Source organism: Tardiphaga sp. GW821-FHT12E02 (assembly GCF_058807155.1).
The window spans coordinates 510687-534102 of the sequence record NZ_JBXAQK010000002.1 but is presented as its reverse complement, the minus strand read 5'-3'; the positions used below and the strand labels follow the sequence as shown (position 1 = coordinate 534102).

Annotated in this window: 20 protein-coding genes; 7 read left to right on the top strand and 13 right to left on the bottom strand. The window is 59.0% G+C overall.

Annotated elements, in window-relative coordinates; all coding sequences use genetic code 11:
* Window positions 1–33: 33 nt before the first annotated feature.
* Both AC1RQ5_RS30040 and AC1RQ5_RS30035 read right to left on the bottom strand, forming a co-directional pair.
* Window positions 34–1191 carry a glycoside hydrolase family 88 protein gene (locus AC1RQ5_RS30040; protein WP_493204443.1) on the bottom strand — a complete coding sequence of 386 codons (1158 nt, stop codon included), beginning with the start codon at window positions 1189–1191 and terminating at the stop codon, window positions 34–36.
* Window positions 1192–1201: 10 nt separating this feature from the next.
* Window positions 1202–2425: a CaiB/BaiF CoA transferase family protein gene (locus AC1RQ5_RS30035; RefSeq protein ID WP_493204441.1), complete on the bottom strand. Its 1224-nt coding sequence runs from the start codon at window positions 2423–2425 to the stop codon at window positions 1202–1204.
* Between the two features lie 105 nt (window positions 2426–2530).
* Here AC1RQ5_RS30035 and AC1RQ5_RS30030 point away from each other — a divergent pair, with 105 nt between their 5' ends.
* Complete coding sequence (locus AC1RQ5_RS30030; RefSeq protein WP_493204439.1) at window positions 2531–4150, top strand: AMP-binding protein; 1620 nt, start codon at window positions 2531–2533, stop codon at window positions 4148–4150.
* Between the two features lie 175 nt (window positions 4151–4325).
* Here AC1RQ5_RS30030 and gbd read toward each other — a convergent pair whose 3' ends face one another.
* Both gbd and AC1RQ5_RS30020 read right to left on the bottom strand, forming a co-directional pair.
* A complete protein-coding gene (gene gbd / locus AC1RQ5_RS30025) occupies window positions 4326–5471 on the bottom strand; it encodes a 4-hydroxybutyrate dehydrogenase (RefSeq protein ID WP_493204437.1) in 1146 nt (381 codons plus the stop codon).
* 184 nt (window positions 5472–5655) lie between these two features.
* Complete coding sequence (locus AC1RQ5_RS30020; RefSeq protein ID WP_493190133.1) at window positions 5656–6414, bottom strand: TetR/AcrR family transcriptional regulator; 759 nt, start codon at window positions 6412–6414, stop codon at window positions 5656–5658.
* A 382-nt stretch (window positions 6415–6796) separates the two neighbouring features.
* On the opposite strand from AC1RQ5_RS30020, the gene AC1RQ5_RS30015 reads away from it, so the two are divergent.
* The 3 genes from AC1RQ5_RS30015 (at window position 6797) to AC1RQ5_RS30005 (ending at window position 10875) form a co-directional block, all read left to right on the top strand.
* A complete protein-coding gene (locus AC1RQ5_RS30015) occupies window positions 6797–8320 on the top strand; it encodes an aldehyde dehydrogenase (NADP(+)) (RefSeq protein ID WP_493204435.1) in 1524 nt (507 codons plus the stop codon).
* A gap of 159 nt (window positions 8321–8479) precedes the next feature.
* On the top strand, window positions 8480–9622 hold the full coding sequence (locus AC1RQ5_RS30010; protein ID WP_493204433.1) for an acyl-CoA dehydrogenase family protein: 1143 nt from the start codon (window positions 8480–8482) through the stop codon (window positions 9620–9622).
* Between the two features lie 92 nt (window positions 9623–9714).
* Window positions 9715–10875: a CaiB/BaiF CoA transferase family protein gene (locus tag AC1RQ5_RS30005; RefSeq protein WP_493204431.1), complete on the top strand. Its 1161-nt coding sequence runs from the start codon at window positions 9715–9717 to the stop codon at window positions 10873–10875.
* 178 nt (window positions 10876–11053) lie between these two features.
* Here the strand turns inward: AC1RQ5_RS30005 and AC1RQ5_RS30000 are convergent, their stop codons facing one another.
* The 8 genes from AC1RQ5_RS30000 to AC1RQ5_RS29965 form a co-directional block, all read right to left on the bottom strand.
* Complete coding sequence (locus AC1RQ5_RS30000) at window positions 11054–11458, bottom strand: hypothetical protein (RefSeq protein WP_493204429.1); 405 nt, start codon at window positions 11456–11458, stop codon at window positions 11054–11056.
* A 552-nt stretch (window positions 11459–12010) separates the two neighbouring features.
* Complete coding sequence (locus tag AC1RQ5_RS29995; RefSeq protein ID WP_493204427.1) at window positions 12011–12649, bottom strand: SDR family NAD(P)-dependent oxidoreductase; 639 nt, start codon at window positions 12647–12649, stop codon at window positions 12011–12013.
* Window positions 12646–13512: a fumarylacetoacetate hydrolase family protein gene (locus AC1RQ5_RS29990; protein ID WP_493204425.1), complete on the bottom strand. Its 867-nt coding sequence runs from the start codon at window positions 13510–13512 to the stop codon at window positions 12646–12648. Before AC1RQ5_RS29990 ends, AC1RQ5_RS29995 begins: the two co-directional genes overlap by 4 nt.
* Before the next feature lie 22 nt (window positions 13513–13534).
* On the bottom strand, window positions 13535–14320 hold the full coding sequence (locus tag AC1RQ5_RS29985) for a 2-keto-4-pentenoate hydratase (protein ID WP_493204423.1): 786 nt from the start codon (window positions 14318–14320) through the stop codon (window positions 13535–13537).
* Between the two features lie 7 nt (window positions 14321–14327).
* Window positions 14328–15206, bottom strand: coding sequence for an alpha/beta fold hydrolase (locus tag AC1RQ5_RS29980; protein WP_493204422.1), 879 nt, complete (start codon window positions 15204–15206; stop codon window positions 14328–14330).
* A gap of 26 nt (window positions 15207–15232) precedes the next feature.
* Window positions 15233–17050, bottom strand: a complete 1818-nt coding sequence (locus AC1RQ5_RS29975; protein ID WP_493204421.1) for an FAD-dependent monooxygenase — start codon at window positions 17048–17050, stop codon at window positions 15233–15235.
* Between the two features lie 41 nt (window positions 17051–17091).
* Window positions 17092–18045, bottom strand: a complete 954-nt coding sequence (locus AC1RQ5_RS29970; RefSeq protein ID WP_493204419.1) for a 3-carboxyethylcatechol 2,3-dioxygenase — start codon at window positions 18043–18045, stop codon at window positions 17092–17094.
* A gap of 40 nt (window positions 18046–18085) precedes the next feature.
* Window positions 18086–19309 (bottom strand): ABC transporter substrate-binding protein, encoded by a 1224-nt coding sequence (locus AC1RQ5_RS29965; protein ID WP_493204417.1) that lies wholly within the window; start codon window positions 19307–19309, stop codon window positions 18086–18088.
* A 102-nt stretch (window positions 19310–19411) separates the two neighbouring features.
* On the opposite strand from AC1RQ5_RS29965, the gene AC1RQ5_RS29960 reads away from it, so the two are divergent.
* Window positions 19412–20182, top strand: coding sequence for an IclR family transcriptional regulator domain-containing protein (locus AC1RQ5_RS29960; protein ID WP_493204415.1), 771 nt, complete (start codon window positions 19412–19414; stop codon window positions 20180–20182).
* Between the two features lie 175 nt (window positions 20183–20357).
* Complete coding sequence (locus AC1RQ5_RS29955) at window positions 20358–21188, top strand: helix-turn-helix domain-containing protein (RefSeq protein ID WP_493204414.1); 831 nt, start codon at window positions 20358–20360, stop codon at window positions 21186–21188.
* Between the two features lie 6 nt (window positions 21189–21194).
* Here AC1RQ5_RS29955 and AC1RQ5_RS29950 read toward each other — a convergent pair whose 3' ends face one another.
* The gene (locus AC1RQ5_RS29950) at window positions 21195–22178 is read right to left on the bottom strand and encodes a VOC family protein (protein WP_493204413.1); all 984 of its coding nucleotides are present in this window, start codon (window positions 22176–22178) and stop codon (window positions 21195–21197) included.
* A gap of 322 nt (window positions 22179–22500) precedes the next feature.
* On the opposite strand from AC1RQ5_RS29950, the gene AC1RQ5_RS29945 reads away from it, so the two are divergent.
* Window positions 22501–23346: a fumarylacetoacetate hydrolase family protein gene (locus AC1RQ5_RS29945; protein WP_493204411.1), complete on the top strand. Its 846-nt coding sequence runs from the start codon at window positions 22501–22503 to the stop codon at window positions 23344–23346.
* Window positions 23347–23416 lie beyond the last annotated feature (70 nt).

Genomic DNA, 23416 nt, shown 5'->3' with positions numbered 1-23416 from the left:
TAAGTCTGTACGGCCAGAGCCGTCGCGATCGGCTCAGGCGCCGATTCCGTCTAGTCGTCCCGCGAGACGACCAAGGCTTTCGAAAAGGAAGTAGTCACCCCAGATCAGTTCATTCGCGAGGGCGTTGTTGTGGCGGACGTCGAAACAGCCATCGCCGAGGATTCCCTGAGGACGGCGATCCGTGTTGCCGACAGGTGTGAGATGTCTGTCCACGAGCGCGCGCACCGTGCTCTCGGCGTGATTTCGGAAGCGGAGTCCGTCCTCCCCACGAACAAGCTGGCCCAGCCCCAAGAGAGCCGAAGCGGCGATCGCGGTCCCCGACGTATCGCGCCAGGTTGCTGGAGTTACCGGAGCTGAAAAATCCCAGTATGCGACGTAATCGGCTGGAACGTTCTTCATCCACCATTCAGCCGTCGCCGATGCGTAGTCGAGCAGTTTTTGCTCATTGGGGGCGTTCTTCGCGGACAGCGTATAGCCGAGCATTGCCCACGCCTGTGCGCGCGTCCAAATCGAGTCTTCCGCAATTCCTTTGTGGGTGTAGCGACGCGATACTCGCCCTGTCCCGGGATCGAACGTCGCAGACTGGATCACTGAGGCGTCCGCTTGCACGAAAAACTCGGCGCTCTTCAGTGCATGAGACAACGCCTTCGCATACAGGTCGTCACGAGAACCGGCGCGAGCCGCCCAGAACATCAATGGCGACGCGATGAGGCCATCGATATTGGCGTCGTAGTCGCCAACGCTGTGTGCCTCCTCCGCCTCGTTTCCGAGAGGAATGATGCCCACGCTATCAATGAATTGTTGTCCGAGTGAAACGGCCGCGTCCACTGCGATCTCGCGACTATGGCCATGCGCAGCGGTTTCAGCCCCCATGACCGCAGCCGGATAAAATAACAGGCCGCGGAACACGGTACGGCTTTCGACCCGGCTTTCCAGGCGCCGAAGCCAGGCTTCGGCCGCGGCGCCGTAGCGGGCGTCACCAGTGTATTTGCCCGCCAACCACAGCATGCCCACCCAAAAGCCACCGGTCCAGAATCCGTCTGGCGATGTCGTCCAAACGCCAGTTTCCGGATTGCCGATATTTGGAAACCCGTCGAGATTCATTGCGAGCGTCTGATCGATACGTCCAAGCATCCGTTCGATCGCTGCGTCCCAGGACGGTGAGACTGAATTGTGCGCTGATGTGCTCATGGAGAACTCCCTATTTGGTCGCGCCAACGCTATCCGAGCGCGGATCGCTCTTGAGCGCTTCTGACTTTTTCAATGCGTTGATTTCGTCTTCACTGAAGCCGAATGACCGAAGCACTTCTTCGTTGTCCGCCCCCATCCATGCCGGGGCACGGCGATAGGTTGCAGGCGTCCGCGAGAGTTTGACGGCACTGCCTGCGACTTTCAGTTCTCCGTGACCCGGAACGTCGATTGACCAGATCGAACCATTCGCCTCCATTTGCGGATGACTGAGAGTGTCGGGAAGCCGATTGATCGGCGAATACAGAATGTCTACGCCTGCGAGGCGCTTGGTTACCTCCGCCAGGCTCTCCTGCGCAAAGAGCGGCGCAAACCTCTCGTGGATGCGCGCCTTGCTGACGATCTGCAACTCGACGGTTCGGAATTGCTCGCTCTCGCTCATATCCGGAACACCGAACGCGTCGCACAGCAACCGAAGAGGATTGTCGCGAAATAGCGTCAGCACGACGATCCAGCCGTCCTTCGCGCGAAACACCATCGATTGCCGGAGCCAGCTTGTGTCCGTGCCATGCATTGTCTGACTGGCGATTTCTAGAGTCTGCATTCCGACAGCAACCTCGAGCAACGACGTCGATACCGCCTGCCCCATGCCGGAACGCCCACGCTCGATCACCGCCGCCAGAATCCCTTGGGTCAGGGAAAGCGCTGCCGAATAGTCCATCAAAGGCGTATTATTGAGTTTCGGTTGCTCGTCAGGATCGCGGCCACTCATGGTGAAGCCGCTGAAGGCCTGTGCCAGCATGTCCTGCCCAGGCAGCTTCGACATCGGCCCTTGCTGGCCGAACGCATATCCACCAGCAAATATCAGCTTCGGATTGCGCTTGGCCAACTCATCGTAACCGAGACCGAGCCGCTCCATCACCCCCGGCCGGAAGTTATGGATCAACACATCTGCCTGATCGATCAACTTCAACAACGTAGCCTGTCCGTCGGGCTGTTTGATGTCGATGCACACCGTGTATTTGTTCCGGCAGAGCGCGGCGTAATAGCAGCTCATCACGCCCTGCTCGTTCGCGACAGGATCGAGAGTTCGCAGAATGTCGCCCGATCCAGGTCGCTCGACTTTGATGACTGTCGCACCGAAGTCCGCCAGCATCTGCCCGGCAAGCGGCACTTGCATCACCATACCAAGCTCAATCACCGTGATACCTGCGAGCGCGCCAGACCGTTCTTCCATGATCGTTTCCTGCAACTTACCTACTATACGGACAGTATGTACTATGGTCCACTCGACGACGGCAAGGGGTTTGATCTATGAAGCGAAGAAGCGAAGGAGACACGCATGCTAAATGGTGGAGTAAACAGCTGGACGATCCGTCAGGTCGCCCTGGAGCGCCTCTCAACATGCAGCGACAGGCCGTTTCTCTCGCAGTGCGGCAATGAATTCGAAACATACGGGTCGTTCATCGAATCCGCGGCGAAGCTTGCAAACGCGTTCCGGGCTATGGGGATAACGACTGAAGGTGCGGTAGCGATCCTGTGCCCCGAAAGCGTTCCGCATCTTCACGCATGGATGGCTTGCGCATTACTCGGCGCCACCGAGGTGCCAATCAACCCGACGCTTCGCGGAGAGCCGTTGCAGCACATCCTCCGAACAGCGCAGCCGACCGCTGCCATCGTCAGTGCCGAGTTGCTTCCTCATCTGCTCGAAGCCGCGTCAGCGATCACCAGCTTGCGCGGACTGGTCGTCGTTGGATCACCTCTTGCGACCGCCGCTCCGGGGCACCGGAACGCCGTCAGCTACGACAAAGTCATGGAGACAGGGACATCCGAAATTCCGGATACGTCCGCGACGACCTCAAATATTGGATCGATCATGTTCACCAGTGGAACGACCGGTCCCGCGAAAGGCGCCATGATGCCGAACGGCCAGTTATGCATGATGGCGCACCAAGTCATCGACGTCATGAGGATCACCCGCGACGATGTCTTTTATGGAGCGCACCCCCTCAACCACATTGCCGGGAAATACATGGGGGTCCTTGCAACGTTCATGGCTGGCGGAAGGATCGTGCTCGATGACGGCTTCAAAGCCGGGTCGTGGCTCGCCGCCGTTCGCCGTTATGATGCGACAATCAGCATCGCACATGGTCCAATGATCGAAATGATCTTTGGCGAGCCATCGACGCCGCTGGACGCCAAGCACAATCTGAGGCGATTGATGTGTTGCCCGATGCCGCCCCATCTGGCTGACGCGTTCGAAGCCCGCTTCGATCTGAAAACCGTTGACATGTGGGGCATGACCGAAATTGGTTGCCCGACATGGACATCGCTTGACGCACCGAGGGTGCCACGATCTTGCGGACGGGTGCTGACCGACTACTACGATTTGCAGATCGTTGACCCCGACACCGACGCAGCATGTCCGGCGAACCAGGCAGGCGAGATCGTCGTGCGTCCTCGCCACCCTTCGACGATCATGCAGGGCTATCTGGGAATGCCGGAGGAGACCGTTCGCGCCTGGCGAAATCTATGGTTCCACACGGGCGATCTAGGGTACCTCGATGAGAGCGGGAACATGTTTTTCGTCGATCGGCTAAAGGAGCGTATCCGGAGACGATCCGAGAATATCTCGGCATACGACATCGAGACTGCTGCGCTCGGATTCGCGCACATCCGCGAGGTCGCCGCCGTTGGCGTGCCGTCCGAATTCACGAACGATGACGACATTAAGTTGTGCGTGTCTTGCGAGAAGCCCTTCTCACCCGTCGATCTGATTGCATTCCTGACCACGAAGCTTCCTCATTTCATGATCCCTCGCTACATCGAGATCATGGAGGCCCTTCCACGAACGCCTACCAATAAGGTCAGGAAGCGAGCACTGAGCGAAAGCGGCGTTGGCCCCGATACCTGGGACCGCAATCGTGCGAATGTCCGGCTACGGGATTTTTACAAGGACTGAAAGGGATTGACCCTGCCGTACATACGCCCGTTAGCGGCAGAACGGATGCAGGCCGTACTCTCGACACGTACATGGCGGAAGGATTCGCGGCGTGGCGAGATAGCAGCGGCGTTTGCGACCGCTGCTATGAGGTGGCGTCGATGCAAGCATCGTCGGCAAGGGCGACGACGAGCCTTTAACCGACGTATGGCTTCAGGCTGTTTGTGAACAACTGGCGCAGGTCGTCTTCGGTAAGCGGACGCCCGTTGGTCGCGGTGGAATGGTCCTCGAAAGCCCATTTGACCAATGGTTCGCAGTCATCCTGCGTAAGCCCCATTTCAGTGAGCGATGCAGGCAGGCCGAGATCGGCGTTGAGGTCCACGATGGCTTGCGACAGATCCGCTCCGGCAGAGAGCCTCATTGCTGCACGCAACGCTTCGTACTTCCGCTCGCAGGAGGATGCATTGAAACGAAGAAGATGCGGGAGAATGACGGCGTTCAGGCATCCGTGGTGCAGCTTCTTCGTCTTATGTCCGCCGAGCGCATGGGACATCGAGTGAACGCCGCCGAGTCCCTTCTGAAAGGTCATTCCCCCTTCCAACGCCGCCATCATCATCTCGCTCCGGGCTTCGATGTTTTTACCGTCCTTGACGGCGATCTTTAGGAAGCCCATCGCCCGTCGCAAACCGTCCAACGCGATCGCTTCGGCGGGTGGATTGTCCTTTGGGCTGAGATAGGTCTCGATGCAATGCGTGACGGCATCCATACCGGTCGCCGCCGTGAGGAACGGAGGAAGGCCCAACGTCAGTTCCGGATCACAAACAGCAACGTTCGGAATGAGATGCGGAGAGATGAAGCCCAGCTTGCGTCCATCCGAAAGCGTGATGAGCGCCGCGCGACCGACCTCGCTTCCGGTGCCGGCGGTTGTGGGCACGGCGATTACAGGCGGCTGATCGGCGGTGATCTTGGCAATTCCTCCGAGGATCGCCGCGTATTGAGCGAGCGGTTCCGGATGCGAGACCAGCAGAGCCGCCGCCTTTGCAAGATCGAGCGACGAGCCGCCGCCGAACGCGATGATCGAGTCGCAATTTCCTGCTTTGAACTGGTCTCTTGCGGCCAGGACCGCGGCTTCCGTAGGGTTTTCGGGCGTGCCGTCGAACACCGCCGTCGCTTCATCCAGCCGAGCGGCCTTCATGAACGTATCGAGCAACCCGACGGCGACGATCCCCTTGTCCGTCACGATCAACGGCCGCGAGACGCCCAACAGCTTTAGCTCTTCCGGAATGAGTCCACTCGCCCCGATCTCGAACTGGATGCGCGTCAGGTAGGTAATCAGGCCCATCTTCTTCTCCTTTGAAGGCATTTCGTGCAGACGCCGAGGCGTACAGACGCAGCTCGCGCAGCAGCGCACGAAACAATGAAATTCGCAACTAACATACTGACCGTATAGTATGCAATCGGATTATACGAATTCCCGACGCTTCCGCGGCGTCATCAACGCCGCGGATGCAAATCCGCTGGCTCGATCAGTTGGAGGGCTCGATACCGTGCAGGAAGGTCGTCCATACTGTCCGGACTAACTTTCGCCCGTCGATATTCGCACCTCGACGATGCCATTCCAGCATCATTCCGTCGTTCGTTGCGACAATCATCGATGCGAGCTCCTTCGTGGACGTAGAAGCAATTTCACCCCGCTTCTTGCCCGCTTCCAGGATGGCTTCGAGCGCGGAGTAAATCTCGTCATATATCTCGACGATCCGCTTGCTGATCGCGTCGTCACGATCGCGGAATTCGATTGACGTCTTGATGAGGCAAAGCAACTTTTGGGGCTGCTCAATTCCATTCAGCGAACTGAACCGAAAGAAGCCTGCAATCTTGTCCGTCGCCGAGCCCTCGATTTTATGGACGTGATCCAGAAGTGGCGAGACAACGGCCTCGCGCGCGTCTTCCAGCAAACCGAGCAAAAGCCGCTGCTTGCTGTTGAAATAAAAATAGATCGACCCCTTTGTGAGACCCGCGGCCCTCGCGATCTCGTCAAGCGATGTCGCGTGATAACCTTTTGCGACGAACAGTGCGAAGGAAGCCTCCGAAAGACGACGGATGCTGTCTTCGCGCAGCTCCAGATTCGTCGCGGGTTTGGGCGACTTCGGTGCTCGCTTTTTGGTCGTCGTCCCGCGAACCACCGGAGTGGCCGCCGTTTTCGATCGCTTGCTGGCTGTTGCTTTGAGTGGAGCTGGCACTTTGGTCCTGTGAGTGTCTCGGTTAACGATGCGAAGCGTCACCATCAAAAAATCGTACGATACAGTAGTCCGTGCGGATTGAAGCCCGCAAGTGTTACGGCTGCTCAGGCAGCCACTCTTGCGAGCGACAGCGTCGCGGACGTGCGACATCGCCCGTTCGCTCCATCGCGGACCGACGACGGAAAGCAGCAACAAATGCGCCGGGAATGGACCGCAAACTTGCGGGATATCCGGCGTTTACGACCTTCAGGCCTGCCATCCACTTTATCATCCTTGGTCCGCGTTGACAACATACCATCCGGCTAGTAAGTGGCGAGATAGCGATTGCAGTTTCGAGTGAAGGTTGCCGCGGATGCTCGCGCATGATGCGACGGCGCCCACCGTATTCGGCAAACGAAGGAATCGCTATTTCATTGGGAGTATGACAGTGACCATCACAGGCGAACTTTTTATTGGCGGCACGCGCGTTCGAGGTACTGGAGGCACCCTGCAGGCTCGGAACGCTTCCACCGGCGATATTCTGCCTGGTGAGTTCAGCGCGGCTTCAATCTCGGAACTGGAGCTTGCGGTCAAACATGCCGATGAAGCCTTCTACGCATTTCGCGAGATCGATCTGCAGCGCCGAGCACACCTTCTCGACGCGATCGCAGAGAATATCCTCGAACTCGGCGACGAACTCGTTACTCGCTGCATGGCCGAGACAGGTCTTCCGCAGGGGCGAATCGAAGGCGAGCGCGGGCGTACGGTCGCGCAATTGCGGATGTTCGCCGATGTGGTGCGCCAAAAATCATTCCTGAACGTTCGAGTCGAGACCGCCCAGCCGGATCGCAAGCCTTCGCCGCGCCCCGACTTGCGATTGCGCAACTTGCCGCTCGGTCCGGTAGCAGTTTTCGGAGCCAGCAATTTCCCGCTGGCGTTCTCGGTCGCCGGCGGCGACACCGCTTCGGCTCTCGCGGCCGGTTGCCCGGTCATCGTCAAGGCTCATTCGGCGCATCTCGGAACGTCCGAACTGGTCGGACAAGCGGTTCAGAAGGCGATTACCGAACTGGGCCTACCCCTTGGCCTGTTCGCCCTCCTGTCCGGCTCTGGTCAGGTGGTAGGCGAAGCGCTGGTTGCGCACGAGAAAGTCAGGGCTGTCGGCTTTACAGGCTCCCGGCGCGGCGGGACTGCGTTGATGAAAATCGCCGCCGCCAAGCGCCAACCGAGCCCGGTCTTCGCGGAAATGAGTTCCATCAACCCCGTGCTGCTTTTCCCGCGTGCGCTTGAGACCAACGGCGAAGCCATCGGCGGCGCGTTTGCCAATGCGCTCACATTGGGCTGCGGACAGTTCTGTACGAACCCCGGTCTTGTCATTGCGATCGAGGGCGCCGCGCTGGAACGCTTTATCGCGAGTGCTGCTGCATCCATCGAACAATTCCCGCCAACACCGATGCTCACCTCATCTATCCTCGAAAGCTACCGCGAGGGAGGCGAAGCCCTAGCGTCGCAAAAGGGCGTTACGCGCGTGACCGCAAGCTGTTCCGTGGAGGCCGGACGAGCTTCCGCTCATCTCTTCCGGACCACGGCAAAGTCGTTCCTCGCCAACCCGGCGCTGCATGCCGAAGTGTTCGGCCCAACGTCTTTGATCGTCGCAGCAATGGATTGGAGCGAGGTCGAAACGGTGATCGCATCGCTCGAAGGCCAACTCACCGTGGCTTTGCATATCGAAGGCGAAGATCAAGAGCTCGCCGCAAAGATGCTGCCGCAGCTCGAGTGTCTAGCGGGCCGAATTCTGGTGAACGGTTTCGGGACCGGCGTGGAGGTCGGAGCGGCTATGGTCCATGGCGGTCCTTATCCGGCGACATCGGATGGCCGCAGCACGTCGGTGGGCAGCCTCGCAATCGAGCGATTCCTGCGTCCGGTCTGTTATCAGGATCTCCCTGCAGCCCTCTTGCCCCCGGAATTGCGATGACGTGCTCCCCCTCGCGCGCACGTGCGCGTCGGACGTTGATATCTACGCAAATACCGCTGCGTCCACCCCATCATCGGAACATTGCTTACTGACTGAACAGTATGTAAAATTCCAGTCGAAAAAAGAACCTTGTAACTGATTGGCTTTGAGGAAACGAAAATGAGCAATGCGCACGATTACCAGGAATTCCGCTCCAACCTTCGGCGTCTGGCTCTCGACAAGATCGAGCCCCACGCAGCGGCCTACGACCGGGAAGTAAGGTTTCCGGAACAATCGCTTGAAGCCTTCAAGCAGCTCGGGCTGGTCGGCTTGGCATTTAGCGAGACAGCGGGCGGTCAGGACGGCGATGTCCTAGCGCAATGCATTGCGCTCGAGGAAATTGCGCGGGTCTGCGCATCATCGTCGTTGACGCTGATGGTGATCTGGGCCGGTCTCGTGCCGATCGCCAAGCATGGCAATAAGGAATTGATCGAGACGGTAATCAAGCCTGCGATGGCCGGTGGAACCGTCGCGTCGATCTGTTTGACCGAACCGCATTGCGGATCCGATCTGTTCGCATTGAAGACGACCGCGAAGCGCGAGGGCAGCGACTGGGTCATCAACGGCCAGAAGCGCTATATCAGCAATGCCGGACGCTCCGACTGGTACACCGTACTCGCCCGCACCGGAGAGAAGACGTTCGGCCTGTTCTCCGTTCATAAAGACGATGCCGGCTTCTCCGTCGGCAAGAGGGAAAGCAAGCTCGGGATCAAGGGCAGCCCGACCGCCGATCTGCATTTCGAGAATTGCCGCATTCCTGCATTCCGGGCCATCGGCGACGAAACCAAAGGTTATGACTACATCAGCGAGTCCCTTACTTGGACCCGAGCCCTGATCGGAGCTCAGGCTCTCGGTATCGCCCAGGGCGCGCTCGACCAGGCCGTCAACTACACCTCCGAGCGCCAGCAGTTTGGCCAGATGCTGTCGAAATTCCAGATGTTGCGCGGCATGATCGCCGACATGGCGACAGCGATCGAGGCTGGAAGGACGCTGCTTTACAGCGCCGCGGAAGCCATCGACGAAGGATACCCGGACGCACGCAAACTTGCATCGATGGCTAAGCTGTTCTGCAGCGACACCGCAATGAAGTCTACGGTCGATGCACTGCAAATGCACGGCGGCGCGGGCTACATGAATGACTTCCCCATCGAACGAATGCTCCGCGACGCAAAGATCACGCAGATCTACGAAGGCGCTAACGAGATCCAGAAATTGATCATCGCCAAGGATGTCTATGATCGCAACGCCGAGCGTTCGAAATAATACCCGCTTAAGAATGAACGAGATTTTTTCAGACACGGCGCACCGGCGGAATGCTGCCGCGCCGTGCCGAGGCGCTTTGTGAGAAATGTATCATGGCAACTGAATCGAGCAAAAAATCCGCTGGCCGCCCATTGGACGGCGTTCGCGTCATCGACCTGACCCGGCTGGCTCCGGGTCCCTACTCCACTATGCTTCTCGCCGACATGGGCGCAGAAGTGATCGTTGTCGGCGGAGGAGCCGGAAGCCTTCCCATTGCCGCACTGGCCCGCGGGAAGCGGTTCATCGAAATCGATTTGAAATCCGCCGAAGGCAAGTCCGCTTTTAAGGGCCTCGTGCGTCAGTCCGACGTTTTGATCGAAGGCTATCGTCCCGGCGTCATGGACCGTCTCGGCTTGGGGTACGATGCCCTTCAACAGATCAATCCGCGATTGGTGTATTGCGCCCTTACCGGCTACGGACAATCCGGCCCCATGGCACAAGAGGCAGGCCACGATCTGAATTATGCCGCTGTTTCCGGTGCCATAGGGGCGTTCGGGCCGAGCGGCGGTGTCCCATCGTTTCCCCTGAATCTGCTCGCTGATTTTGCTGGCGGCAGCCTTTTCGCGACGCTGGGTATACTCCAGGCCCTGATCATGCGCGAGCGCACTCAAACCGGACAGTACATCGACGCTGCAATGGTCGATGGCTGTATCTCGCTGATGGCCATGCACTATCCAGATTGGGGACAACCCGTTCTTCAGGCCCCAGGCGACGGACTTGTCGCAGGAAACGCGCCTTTCTATCGCTGCTATCGATGTGCCGACGGGAAGTTTCTCGCCGTGGGCGCTTTGGAGAAGCGCTTCTTCGAGAATTTGTGGGCAGGTTTGGGTATCGGAGATGCGCTTCCGAACCATCTCGATCGAAACACATGGTCTTCAATGACCGAAAGGTTCGAGAAACTCTTCGAAACTCGGTCCCGCGATGAATGGACGGAGCTCTTCGTGAACAAGGACGCATGCGTCACACCTGTGCTGGACCCTGTCGAGGCACTTTCCCACAAACAAAACACAAGTCGCCATCCCGACCTTCGTCCGGATAGAGTGCCGGTTGTACCGATACTCTCCAACGCCGACAAGATTGCGACGGTCGTTGATACAATGGATAAGACGCGATCAGTCCTTGAAGAACTTGGGTTGTGGACGCCTGAGCTCGAGCGCTCGATCGACAACCAACCGAAGCGGCAGGTTACAGGTCTGAGTTGGCCGCCATTGTAGCATCTCTAGGCTGAGCCCCAGGCGATCGATGTCCGCAGCAGATACGACGCTGTCGACAGCATCGTTGCCCCCTGTCTCCTTCCGAACAAGAAGTTCGTAGTGATCGGCTATGTCTCCGATACCTACGAACCAAGGGCGCTGCTGCACACGGCGGTTGTCGAGCCGGTGGTACCCCTTTTCACCGCATGAACGTACACGTGGCGATGCAAGAGACCATGTTGGGTTTTGTCTCCGGATTTATCGATATAGTACCGACGTATCGATCTTCACACTCGATGACCGAGCACTTAGCCACGACCGCCTCAACCGTCACTTCCTCGAAGAAGTCGATCCGAATGCTACTGGCGAGCCCGCGTTCTTGAAACTTGCTTCCAGAAAGCAATGCGGCGCGCATCGCCAGATCGATGATGGACATAAAAACGTGGCGACTGCGGCGCATGTCAGCCAAATCGCCACAAGGGGGTGCCCTCAGAACCGCTGCCTTCTCAGTAAGGCTAATTGCCACGACATTGCTGCAGTCCGAAGAAAACGGCGGCGACGCGACAAGTAATTCAAATTCTCTGCCAGGAGAGAAGTCAGACATCCTATGATCCCAACTAATATGCTCATTGCGGTTCGTACGTTAGGATATTGCTGTCGATCCGCAATAGCGAAGTGGTATCAGGCGTCGCGGAGAGATACGAATTGTTCAGGCTAACCGCCATAGTGAACGTGGTTCATTGGGAAATTTCCGCGATCACGCCATCGCGGACCAGTGAAAGTCCTTCACTAGGGCGGTGAAACACTGGTTACCCTCGACAGATGACATTTGGCTACTGAGAACGCGTTTCATGAACTGACCTGCTGCGGCGGCGAACACAAACTGGGGCTCGTTGCGCAGCACTTCGCTAAACAATATCCGACCTTCAAGCGCATTTTCGACCAAGATTTCGGCGATCGAGTTGTATCACGCATGTTTTTCCGGAAACCAAGACATTCCGAACGAGAGCGAGCTCGTCGAAAAGATTCATCTTTCTGACGACGCAGACGTTGTCGTTCACACGACGCTTCAGACCAATGAGCAGGTGATCGCCCGAGTAACTGACGGCATTTATCGCCAGCCTGCCTCCGCTCTACGCGAACTGATCTCGAACGCCTATGACGCCGATGCAATCTTCGACGGCATGAAGTCGATGTGTCGTTGCGTCATTTGCTCGAACAACGGCGTCTTGATCGCCGCCGGCGTCACGCAATTCACGCGAATTCCGGTTGATGCGGTTTCTTTGGCAAGCGACTTGCTCAGGCCAATCACCGCTGCCTTGGATGCGCTGTATGCCGAAGCGTTAGGGTTACCTTCTTTGCCTGCGATCGATGCAATGTTGACAATTCGCCCGTAATCATTGGGCTCCATGGCCCTGACGGCGGCACGGTTGACCAAGAATGTTCCCTTCACGTTGATGTCGAACACGCGACGCCAATCATCAGCGACATAATCCCGTAGAACGACGTTCGGCCCGGTGATGCCCGCAACAAGGATATCGAGCTTGCCGCCCAAAGCGGCGATCGACCGCTCCATAGCCTCGTCAACGTTTGCTTCCGATGAGATATCCAATTTCTCGATATGCGGCCCGTCGAGATCGGCCGCCGCGCGATCGAGGTCGTCGCTGACGTCCCAAATTGCCACTCTGGCGCCTTCGCCGATCAGACGCCAAGCCACTTCCTTGCCGATGCCGGAAGCCGCTCCAGTCACGACTGCGGTCCGCCCGGCAAATCTTCCATGGGCAAAGTTTATCACGAACCTACCCCGTCCCTGGTCCATTCCACGACCTTCTGACGTTGAACGCCGAGCTTCTCGATGCCGACGGTCATCGTATCGCCGGGCTTGAGATAGATCGGGTCGGGCTTGAATCCCATTCCGACGCCTGGTGGCGTTCCCGTAGCGATCACATCGCCCGGAAGCAAGGTCATGAAGCGGCTGACATAGCTGACGATCTCGGCACAGTTGAAGATCATCTTGCTTGTATTGCCCGTCTGCATCCGACGGTCATTGACATCGAGCCAGAGATCGAGCGACTGGACGTCACCGACCTCGTCTGCCGTCACCAGCCATGGGCCGACGGGACCGAAAGTATCGCATCCTTTGCCCTTGTCCCATGTGCCGCCGCGCTCCATCTGGTATTCGCGCTCGCTGACGTCATTAACGGCGCAATATCCGGCGACGAAGGACAGAGCTTCCTCTACGGATACGTAGGTCGCCTTGGAGCCGATTACGATCCCGAGCTCGACCTCCCAGTCTGACTTCTTCGATCCCTGCGGAAGCATCACAGTATCGTTCGGACCACTGAGAGAGGTGATCGCCTTCTGGAAAATGATCGGCTCCGACGGGAGCGGCAGATTGGCCTCCTTCGCATGGTCGGAATAGTTCAGGCCAATGGCCACGAACTCGCCGATCCCGGAAACGGGCACGCCGAAACGCGCCTGGCCCTGCACGGCGGGCAAGGATGACGGCGCGACCTCGGAAATCGCCTTCAATGCCGTGGGAGACAGCGTTGCGGGGCCGATATCCGGGATTACCGACGAGAGGTCGCGCAGGACGCCGTCGGCACCGACTAGGCCGGGCTTCTCCGAGCCCGGCTGTCCAAATCTTACAAGTTTCATGAGTTTCTCTTTTGTTGTGCGATCAGCCGAAATGTGCGCTGACCGAGCCGAGGCCACTGATGGTGGCTTCGAAAACATCACCCGAGTTCGCTGGGACCATGGGCCCAAGCGCACCGGACAGGACAATGTCGCCAGCGCGGAGCGGGCGGCCACGTTTGCCGAGTTCAGCCGCGAGCCACGCCACCGCGTTGAGCGGGTTGTCGAGGCAGGCGGCGCCCTTTCCTTCCGATGCCGCATCGCCATTGCGCGTCATCTTCATGGTGACCTCGCGGAGATCGAGATCGCCCAGCGGCCGCTTATTGCGGCCGAGGACGAACAAGGCCGACGATGCATTATCCGCGATCGTATCGAAGATCGAGATTTCCCAGTTGCGGATGCGGCTGCCGACGATCTCGAGTGCAGGCATCACGAATGCCGTTGCATCCGCAATCTCCTTTGCCGTCGGATTGGCACTGACGATGTCCCGTGCCATTTCGAACGCGACCTCTGCCTCGATCTTGGGCTGGAGCACCCGCCCCTTTGCGACCGGTTCGTCCTCCTGGACCTGCATATCCGCAAAGAGGATGCCAAAGTCAGGCTGGTCGACACCCAACTGCTTTTGCACGGCAGGCGAGGTCAGGCCGATCTTGCACCCGACGATGCGGCGTCCTTCGGCCAGCCAATGCGAAGTGTTGGCCTCCTGGATGGCGTATGCCGTGTCGATTTCCTGGAAGATCAGTTGCGTCCTGATCGGCGGGATCGATTCTCCGGAATAGGCCTCGCGGATCGCTTTCGCGATGCCGTCGATGTTCTCTGCAACATTTGCCATATCAGCCTTACCCCTTCAGGAATTCGATGTGGATGCGATTGAACAGTTCGGCGTCCTCAAACTGGGGCCAGTGGCCGCATTCGTTCATGACGACATACTTGGCGCCCGGGATCATGTCCGCGATCTGCTTGCCCTCTTCCGGCGTTGCCGTGGGATCATGCGAGGTCCAGACCACCAGAGTCGGAGCCTTGATCGACTTGTACTGCTCGGCCGTGATCATGTTGGGCCTGCGGATTTCCATCTCCTGGAGGCACATGATGCGCCTCATGGTCTCGGAGAAACCGGGCTGGGAATAGATCGCCCGGCGCGTCTCGATGAGATCGTCGGAAACCATGCTCTTGTCGCACATCAGAAATTCGAGACGGGTCTTGATGCGCTCCCAGGTTGGATCCGATGCCGCTTCGTTGGAAAGTGTCTTCAACCGCTCCATCACGTGCGGATGCGCGGTCCAGCCACCAGCCGTGTTCAGCACGAGCTTTTCGACGACCTCCGGATGATGGACGGCGAGATAAGTCGAAACCCAGCCGCCAAGGGATTCGCCGGTCAGCATCGCGCGGTCCCGACCGAGGGTCTTGAGGACGGCCAGAATATGCTCGGCGTAATCCTTGACCTGGTAGTTGATCGGCGGCTGATCTGTCCAGCCATGACCGAGCATATCGATCGCGACGAACCAGAAGTCGGCGTCGGCGTGCGGTCCGAAGTTGCGCGAATACGCCTCCGCATGTCCGCCGACGCCGTGGAGCGCTAGGACCAGCGGCTTCGACGGATCGCCGGATTCCATGCATCGGGTTCGGATCCCGCCCGCGTCGATGAAGTGCTGCTTGAAGGAGACGCCCTTCAGATCCGCCCAGACGCTCGAAAAATTGTTCGGTCGTGTATCGCTCATAGGATTATCCAGTTGCCTTCGAGGGGTTATGCAAAAAGCGGAGCGTCCGTCTGCTCGCGGTATGGAGGTGCGTCGCCTGCTTCGACATTGTTGAAATCGTTGCGAGCCAAAACCTTGCGCAGAGCGTTCGCGAGCTTTTCGTGGGCCTCGCGTTCATCACTCACGGTTTCCGATTGGCGCCACGCAACGACGCCGTCCGGCCTCACGAGCACAGCACCAGCCTCGTCGATCTCCCGAATGCGTTGCCATTCGCAGTAGAGATCCTGCTGGTCGGACGTTCCGATAACCACAACGCGTAGGAAAGGCAGGTTCAATTTCTCGACCGCCTTCGTCCAGTTCTCGCCCGCGAGACCGGTCACGACCGTGAAAGAGCCCTTCCCCGTGACGTCTAAGGTCGATTTACGTTTGCCGTCGGCTCCGACGATCCACGCATGCGGGATCTTTGCCCCGGGTCTCGTCGTGGCCTGATTGTAGAGACCTTGATCTCTCCGCCAGACCTCGGGCTCGGCATCGGCATCCGGAAGGACAGCGCCGCTTTCGTAGCGCTGGTTCATTTCGGTGCCCTGCGCGTTGAATTCCGTCTGTTTGAGATCGAGTGCATCCTGCACCGCACGGCGCGCAGCGACACCCGCCGGGCCCGGATCCTGGAAGCGCGCGATGCCTGCGGCCACAGGGTTCGCAGCTTCCGGAACGCGGAAGCACGCATTCAGCGGTGCATAGTCCATACGAGACTGGTTGGCGCGCTTGACGATCTGCTCGCCGACAGGAACGCGTTCCGCCGAGTAGCTTTGCAGCAATTCAGGTCCCGCATAGCCCTTGATGACATATGCGAGCTTCCAGGCGAGGTTATGCCCGTCCTGAACGCATGTGTTCATCCCGAGGCCGCTCGACGGCGGATGGCGATGCACCGCATCGCCGCCGCACAGCACCCTGCCCTTCGTATATTCGGTCGCGTAAGCTTGGTTGACGTACCAGAGCGAGGTCCGAACGATATCGATTTCGATCTTAGGATCGCCAATCAGGATGCGGATCTTCGAGATTATTGTGTCCGGTGAAAGGTCCGGCTCGCCCTTGTTGATGTCAAAGCCCCACCCCGCGATCCATCGCGTCCACGGATGGACGGCGCGCAGAAGGCCCATGCCGATTTCGCCGAAACTGGCATCCGGCGTCACGATCCAGTTCAGGATGCTTGGCCGATGGGCGCTGTACTTCGAAAGGTCGGCATCGAAGATTGTATAGACGGTGCCGGCGCGAGCCATCTGTCCCGTGATCGGCAGATTGAGATGTTCGACCACCGAAGATCGCGCGCCGTCGGCGCCGACCATGTATTTCGCGCGGATCGTGTATTCCCGCCCATCGAGCCGATCGCGCATCCGGGCGGTGACGCCGTTGTCGTCCTGCTCGTGGCCGAGATATTCGGTATTGAACGTGAAGGTCGCACCGCGTTCGGCCGCCTTCTGCAATAGGATCGGTTCGAGCAAGGGCTGAATGATATCGATCATGCCGCACGGGCTGGCCTTCAAATAATCGCCCTTGCGGTCGTCACCCGTTCCCCAGGTGCGCATCCGGATCAGCTCCGGACCCGCCAGGCTGGTCGCGAAGGTGGTGTCTCCCATCACATCCCAGTGGCTCGCAAAGCGTGCGATCTCGTCGTCGATGCCGAGATCGCGGAACACTTCGTTCGCCCGCTGGTTGGTGATGTGGGCCCGCGGACTATCCGCGAGCCATGCAGAACGCGACACCATATGCGCGCGCACGCCGTAAGTGGCGAGCCCGAGCGCTGTGGTGGCACCCATAGGACCTGAACCTATGATCAACACGTCCGTGTTGAAATACGCACTCATTGGAGACCTCCTTCGATTTTATTGATTTGCGGAGACGCCCGTCAGCGGGCGGCCGTCTCCGATCCACGTGCAGCGATCATCGCCATACCTGCGATCCAACCAGGGATCGCTTCGTAGAACTCGCGTTCAACCTTGTATTCGCCGGCGGCGGACAAGGCGCCAAATGCTGCGATCCAGGAAAGCACTTCGTTGGCTCCGCGTCCGGCGGCCTTACGGACTTCATCCGTGTCCAGCTTGTCGGCGGATACGAAATCACCCGAGCGAAGGATACGCATGAACTCTGCGTCCCATTCAGGATTGAGTGGCGCGCATGGGCCTTTCCCTGCCTCGGCGAGTACGCCCGCTTCGAGGACTTTCTCCTCGCGAGCTTTCTGAGCCTCAGGCGATTGATGCCGATTGTTGATCAGGCGCTCGCGCACCTCTGGCGTCGCAATGCGGATGTCCGGAAGCGGCGGATCGTGCGACAGGCCGCCGGACGCCGCGAACAGCACACGTTTGCCGGATTTGGCGGCGAAACGGCCGACCGCCTCGCCGAGCATGCGGGTGCGGCGATAGGTCGGTAGCGGAGGGGCAGCACCGTTCACGAAAATCGGCAGAAGAGGGATCGAGCGGAAATTGCCGAACATCGCTTCCCACATCTGGACGAAGCCGTGATCGACGGGCATTCGATATGAGAGCGCGACGTCGAAATCAGCGGCACGGAGATAGTCGGTGAGCTCGAGAGCGGTATCTTCCGGAACGGGAAGCGGCCCGAGGCCGCCTCCCCAATCTCCAAGTGACTCCGCCCCCGCGCCGACACAGAACGCGGGCATCAGGTCGTAGAAGAACCCGTTGAAGTGGTCCGGCGCGAATTGAATGATGTAATCGGGATTGTAATCGCGGAGCCACGCCCCGAGATCCGCGAAGGCGTCCTTGACGCGCTGCTCGGTCTCGGTGGTCGCCGGACCGCGATACATCAACGGTGTGTGCGAAGCGCAAACAACAGCCAAAGACATCAGTTATCTCCTTGCATTGAAGTTCTCATCAGCCGCTCGCTCACTTTTGGACGAGCGAGCACTCGCTCTCGGCGAGCGGCCGCGCCAGGGATTCACCCGGCAAGGTCTGAACGACGTTGTAGAGATCCCATTCACCCTTCGGCTCGCCGGGCTTCTTGACCTGCAGCAGGTACATGTCGTGGATCATCTTGCGATCGGCGCGGATGTATCCGTCCTTGGCGAAGAAGTCGTTCACCTTCTGGGATTCCATCTGCTTCATCACGGTGTTGGCGTCGTCCGTGCCTGTTGCCTTCACGGCCTTCAAGTAGTGAACGACCGAGGAATAGACGCCCGCATGGAAACCGCTCGGCATGATCTTCGCCTTTTCGAAGAACCGCTTCGCCCAGGCCCGCGTTTCGTCGTTGCGATCCCAGTAGAACGGCGCAACTTCGTACGCGCCCTGAGCCGTCTTAACGCCAATGCCCTTCATGTCCTGCACGGTTGACTGCAGAGGTACGATTTTGGCGCTCGCGTTGAGGCCGAATTCCTCGGCCTGCTTCATCGCCGTTTCGGTATCGCCGCTCGCGGATGCGATCGCGATCACGTCCGCTTTGGTGCTCTGAGCACGCAGCAGCACGGAAGAGAAATCGGAATTGCGCGACGGGAAGACCGAATTACCGAGGACTTCGCCACCGCTCTTCGTCACCTGCTCGATCGTGTCGCGCGTCAGTGCGTGACCATAGGCTTGATCGACAGTGAGGAAGTACCACTTCTTGCCGCCTGCGGCGGAGATCGCCTTGGCGGCGCCCTGCGCGAGACCGTAGGTATCAACCGTCCATTGCACCGAGAGCGGCGAGCACTGTTTTCCGGAGAAGTCCGATGACGTCGAACCCGACAGCAGCATGATCTTGCTCTTCTGCTTCGACAGGTTTTGCACGGCAAAACCGATCGGCGATCCCTGCATGTCCGCAACGGCATCGACGCCGTCTACGTCAAACCAGCGGCCAGCAATCGCCATTCCGGCATCCGGCTTGCCCTGATGGTCAGCCGACACCACTTCGACCTTGAGACCGTTCGCGGCATCTTCAGCCGCCATCTGTGCGGCAACGACGGATCCCATGCCGTTGGAGCTCGAAGCTGGTCCGCTGAGGTCGGTGAGGACGCCGATTTTTACTGTCCCGTTGCTGATACCACCCGCCTTCTCCGTCGACTGCGCCCAAGCCGTGGTCGTCAGAGCCGTGGAAACAAGAAGGGTGGATGCGAGTGCAAAATTGCGGATGAACATGGTCTCCTCCATTGATTTTTATGTTTGTTCGCATTGACGGATGGCGGCCGGAACTGCCATCTCTATTGTCAAAATGTTCATCTGGTGAACAGGACACGACCGATGCATCCCAATGTCCGGGCCCTTTCGAGGGGGCTTGCAATTCTGTCCGAACTGAATGTCGGGGGCCCAAGCTCGGCCCAAACCCTCGCACGGAAGACGGGGATCAACAGGACGACGGCCTATCGCCTCCTCCACACCATGATCGAAGACGGCTTCGTGACGTTTGACGAGCCCAGCGGTGAGTTCAGCTCGACGCCGCAAGTGCGCCAACTGAGCGACGGCCTCTCGGCGCGCGACGCCATGAGCCAGGCAGCGCTTCCCGCCATGTTCGATCTGATGAAGGAGGTTTCCTGGCCGAGCGACTTTGCGGTTTTCGACTCCGGCTCCGTGATCATTCGGGAAACCACGCACCCTTACAGCCCATTCTCCGTTCACCGCGCGATGATTGGCCGACGCCGGCCATTCCTGAGGAGTTCGCTGGGCCGCGCCATACTTGCGGCCGCGCGTCCAAAGGTGCGCAAGACCATGCTGGAAATCACTGCGGCTTCCGGAAATGCCGACGCCGCGCTTGCCGAGGATCAAGCGGCCATCTATGGACTCCTCGAGCAGTTCAACCGCGACGGCTTTGCCTGGTCGGTCGGTGAAACCGAAAAGAACATCAGCGCCATCGCATTGCCGATCGTCGGATCGAGCGGCGTCATCGGCAGCATGAACATCATTTTCTTCAGCACCACGATGGCGCCTCAGAAGGCCGCGGGACGCTATCTGCGAAATCTGCAAAAGGCGGTCGCCTCTGTTGAGGCCGAACTAAAGCGTCCGACCAAACGTTGAAAATCTTGCCGCAATCTACAGTTCCGAACGCGGGGTTTTGCACACCAACTCACGACTGTCCGCGCTACGGACGCGACCAATCCTTGTTGCATCGCGGCGCCAACCCTGCGACCGAGCGTTCCTTGTCGCTCATGGGGGCCACTGCTAGGTTCGCGCCGAGACAGAGAAAAACGTGATGACGATCGACGCCCCGACCGATACGGAGAAAGCCACGAGGAAGCCGGAGACCCACGCGTCAAGCGTCCGGTCGCTTCAGCGAGGGCTGAAGATTCTCCGGCTGATCAGCAGGAATGCGGGGATCAAGGCTGGCGAAATCGCCGAGCAGGTCGGTCTCGCGCGTCCCACGGTGTACCGCCTGATCGAGACCCTCGAGGAAGAGGGTTACATCGTGCGAAGTTCGTCGGACAATCGGTTTCGGGTCACCCAAGAGGCTCGATCGCTCGGAATTGGATACGATGCCGTCAATTCCATCAGCCAGGCCGCAGGTCCGGTACTCATCGAGCTAAGCCATCGTTTCATCTGGCCCTTCGATCTTTCCGTCTGCGTCGGCACCGAAATGCAGATCCAGGAATCGACCCATCCCCGAAGCCCGTTGTCGATTGATCGTGGTGTGATCCGGCGGCATCTGCCGATGCTCCACACGGCGGCTGGCCGCTGCTACCTCTCATATTGTACGGAGTCCGAACGAGCACGATTGATCGCGGATATTTCAAGGAACGGAAGCGAGGAAGAGCGCTATCTTCTCTCGAGCAACTGGCTCGACAAGCTGATTGCCGAAACACGCGCGCAAGGCTTCGCCATGCGTTTCAACGAGCAATACAACAGCCACACATCAAGTATCGCTGTCCCCATTTTCTCGGACAGCGAGTTGGTCGGGGCCATTGCGGTTATCTGGATCACGAAGGCGATGACCTTGGCCGAAGGCATCGAACAGTTTTACGAGACAATGAGCGATGCGGCGCGGAAAATTACCGCGCGCGATCAGAGCCTGCGCTCCGGCGGTTGATCGGTCTTATTCGCGTCGAATGACCGAATCCAGCCACGGGCAGTCGATCGCGGGCAAAACCGGATTTGGCACGCGTACACCGCGAGCCGCTGCGTCGAGGCGCATATCCCTGAGCCGCGCGCGCTGTTCCTCCGGCATGTAAAGGCGCTCGTGACCCCAGAGGCTGGGTCCGTCGAAGGTTTCGTGCGGCTCCCAGGTGTCGGGATCGATCGTGCGTCCACCCCAGCCGTATTCAATGAAGAACCCGTTCGGAGTGTGTGAGTAGAATGAGGTCATATGGTCGTTGGTATGACGCCCGAGCGTGTAGGCGACGCGCCCGTCCTCCTGCTGCGCCAGATCGTATCCCTGGCCGATGTCGTCCAGAGATCCGAGTTCGACCATGAAATGATGCAGGCTCTGCTTTCCAGACTCGACCATCGCAAAGCTGTGGTGACGGCCATTGAGGTGGAAGAAATAGAGCTTGTAAGGCGCATGGCCGAAATCGCTGACGTGAAAACCCAGAATGTCGCGATAGAAGGTCAGCATCGGAGCAATGTCGGCGACATTGATCACCGCGTGCCCCATGCCCAATGGGCCCGTCCGGAAACCGGAGATGGGACGCCCCGGAATGAACGGCTCGATTGCGATATGCGGTTTCCAGAACACCTCGACGGTGTTACCGCCGGGATCCTTGAAAGAGATGAGATCGGTGACATGACGCTCGTCTGCCACCGATGCAGGATGCGCGGTGACGCGCGTTCCGGACGCTTCCAGGCGGGCAGCCAATGCCAGAAGATCGGCTTTCGACGCGACCTCCCAACCGAGAAAAGCCAGGCCATCCCCCTCCTCACCGCTTACCACAAGCCGCTGCTTCCGGTCGTCCATCCGGAAGGCACGAACCTTCGCCCCCCGATCGATCTGCTGCATCCCCAGCAGTCCGCTCGCGAGGCTTGACCAGTCGTCCAGGCGGGAGGAGCGGATACCGATATATCCCAGCGACTTCAATTCCATCCCAAACTCCTTCTGATTGTCCAGCGCTGAAGCCGGGTTTACACGAACCTATGCCTCGGATGCCTGGCTTGGGAGGCTGCCTGCCTAAGGTGTCCGCGGCGCGGACATCCGCCAGAGCGGGCACGATCTGTCCATGGTGCGGACAGTTTTAAGTTCCGACGTTGATCACCGCCTGCCCGTACGGGACAGATTGGCAGGACCGAAATGATTGAAGTCAATCGGTCACGCGCGCAGTGCAACAAACATAAGGAAGAGCCGAAGGCCGCTTGGTTGCTGTCGCTTCAGCGCGACGACCGCGTCTTCGCCCTCCAAGGAGGATATTATGAAGTTCATATCGTTCACGCGCGCTGGTAACGCTTCATTTGGCGTGGTGACCGACAAGGGGGTTATCGACCTCGGGCGCAGGCTTGATCGTTCGAAGTCGCTGCGTCAATTCATTGACCGGGATGACTTCGCTGCTGCCAAGGCTTTGGTCGCAACCGGTGACGTGGATTACCAGCTCGCCGACCTGACGCTCCTTCCCGTCATTCCCGACCCCGACAAGATCATCTGCGTTGGCATGAACTATCATGATCACGTGGCAGAGGTTGGCCGTACGGCGACCGAGAAGCCGTCTTTGTTCGCTCGCTTCGCCGGAAGCCAGGTTGGCCACTTGCAGCCGATGATCAAGCCCAAGGTGTCGGACCATTTCGACTACGAGGGCGAAGTCGCCATCGTGATCGGCAAGACCGGCCGCCACATCCCGGAAAGCGAGGCCCTCGGCTATATCGCTGGCTATTCCTGCTACAATGAGGGAAGCGTACGCGACTGGCAGCGGCACACCACGCAGTTCATTTCGGGAAAGACCTTCGCTGGAACGGGCGCTTTCGGCCCTTGGCTCGTCTCGGCCGACGAAATCCCGGATCCGTCAAAGCTGACGCTGGAAACACGCCTCAACGGCCAGGTGGTCCAGCACACAACGACCGACAAACTCATCACCAGCATTCCGGAAATCATAGCTTACTGCTCAGCGATTTTGCCGCTGCTTCCCGGCGACGTGATCGTGACCGGAACGCCCGGAGGCGTGGGTGCCAAGCGCACACCGCCGCTCTTCATGAAGGCCGGAGATACAGTCGAAGTCGAAGTGAGCAATATTGGCATTCTGCGGAATCCGGTCATCGCGGAATAACGCGCTGACAACACAAGCCGAGCGAACCGGCGACGAAACTGAAGCGCTGCATGCGCACGACAAGGGTGGG

Excerpts from the sequence above, each read along its gene's own strand:
- AC1RQ5_RS29950 (WP_493204413.1), bottom strand. The coding sequence starts at position 22,178 with ATGGAATTGAAGTCGCTGGGATATATCGGTATCCGCTCCTCCCGCCTG.
- AC1RQ5_RS29990 (WP_493204425.1), bottom strand. The coding sequence starts at position 13,512 with ATGAAACTTGTAAGATTTGGACAGCCGGGCTCGGAGAAGCCCGGCCTA.
- AC1RQ5_RS29970 (WP_493204419.1), bottom strand. The coding sequence starts at position 18,045 with ATGTCTTTGGCTGTTGTTTGCGCTTCGCACACACCGTTGATGTATCGC.
- AC1RQ5_RS29980 (WP_493204422.1), bottom strand. The coding sequence starts at position 15,206 with ATGAGCGATACACGACCGAACAATTTTTCGAGCGTCTGGGCGGATCTG.
- AC1RQ5_RS29955 (WP_493204414.1), top strand. The coding sequence starts at position 20,358 with ATGACGATCGACGCCCCGACCGATACGGAGAAAGCCACGAGGAAGCCG.
- AC1RQ5_RS30030 (WP_493204439.1), top strand. The coding sequence starts at position 2,531 with ATGCTAAATGGTGGAGTAAACAGCTGGACGATCCGTCAGGTCGCCCTG.
- AC1RQ5_RS29960 (WP_493204415.1), top strand. The coding sequence starts at position 19,412 with ATGCATCCCAATGTCCGGGCCCTTTCGAGGGGGCTTGCAATTCTGTCC.
- AC1RQ5_RS30040 (WP_493204443.1), bottom strand. The coding sequence starts at position 1,191 with ATGAGCACATCAGCGCACAATTCAGTCTCACCGTCCTGGGACGCAGCG.
- AC1RQ5_RS29965 (WP_493204417.1), bottom strand. The coding sequence starts at position 19,309 with ATGTTCATCCGCAATTTTGCACTCGCATCCACCCTTCTTGTTTCCACG.
- AC1RQ5_RS30010 (WP_493204433.1), top strand. The coding sequence starts at position 8,480 with ATGAGCAATGCGCACGATTACCAGGAATTCCGCTCCAACCTTCGGCGT.
- AC1RQ5_RS30020 (WP_493190133.1), bottom strand. The coding sequence starts at position 6,414 with ATGGTGACGCTTCGCATCGTTAACCGAGACACTCACAGGACCAAAGTG.
- AC1RQ5_RS29945 (WP_493204411.1), top strand. The coding sequence starts at position 22,501 with ATGAAGTTCATATCGTTCACGCGCGCTGGTAACGCTTCATTTGGCGTG.
- gbd (WP_493204437.1), bottom strand. The coding sequence starts at position 5,471 with ATGGGCCTGATTACCTACCTGACGCGCATCCAGTTCGAGATCGGGGCG.
- AC1RQ5_RS30000 (WP_493204429.1), bottom strand. The coding sequence starts at position 11,458 with ATGTCTGACTTCTCTCCTGGCAGAGAATTTGAATTACTTGTCGCGTCG.
- AC1RQ5_RS30005 (WP_493204431.1), top strand. The coding sequence starts at position 9,715 with ATGGCAACTGAATCGAGCAAAAAATCCGCTGGCCGCCCATTGGACGGC.
- AC1RQ5_RS30035 (WP_493204441.1), bottom strand. The coding sequence starts at position 2,425 with ATGGAAGAACGGTCTGGCGCGCTCGCAGGTATCACGGTGATTGAGCTT.
- AC1RQ5_RS29985 (WP_493204423.1), bottom strand. The coding sequence starts at position 14,320 with ATGGCAAATGTTGCAGAGAACATCGACGGCATCGCGAAAGCGATCCGC.
- AC1RQ5_RS29975 (WP_493204421.1), bottom strand. The coding sequence starts at position 17,050 with ATGAGTGCGTATTTCAACACGGACGTGTTGATCATAGGTTCAGGTCCT.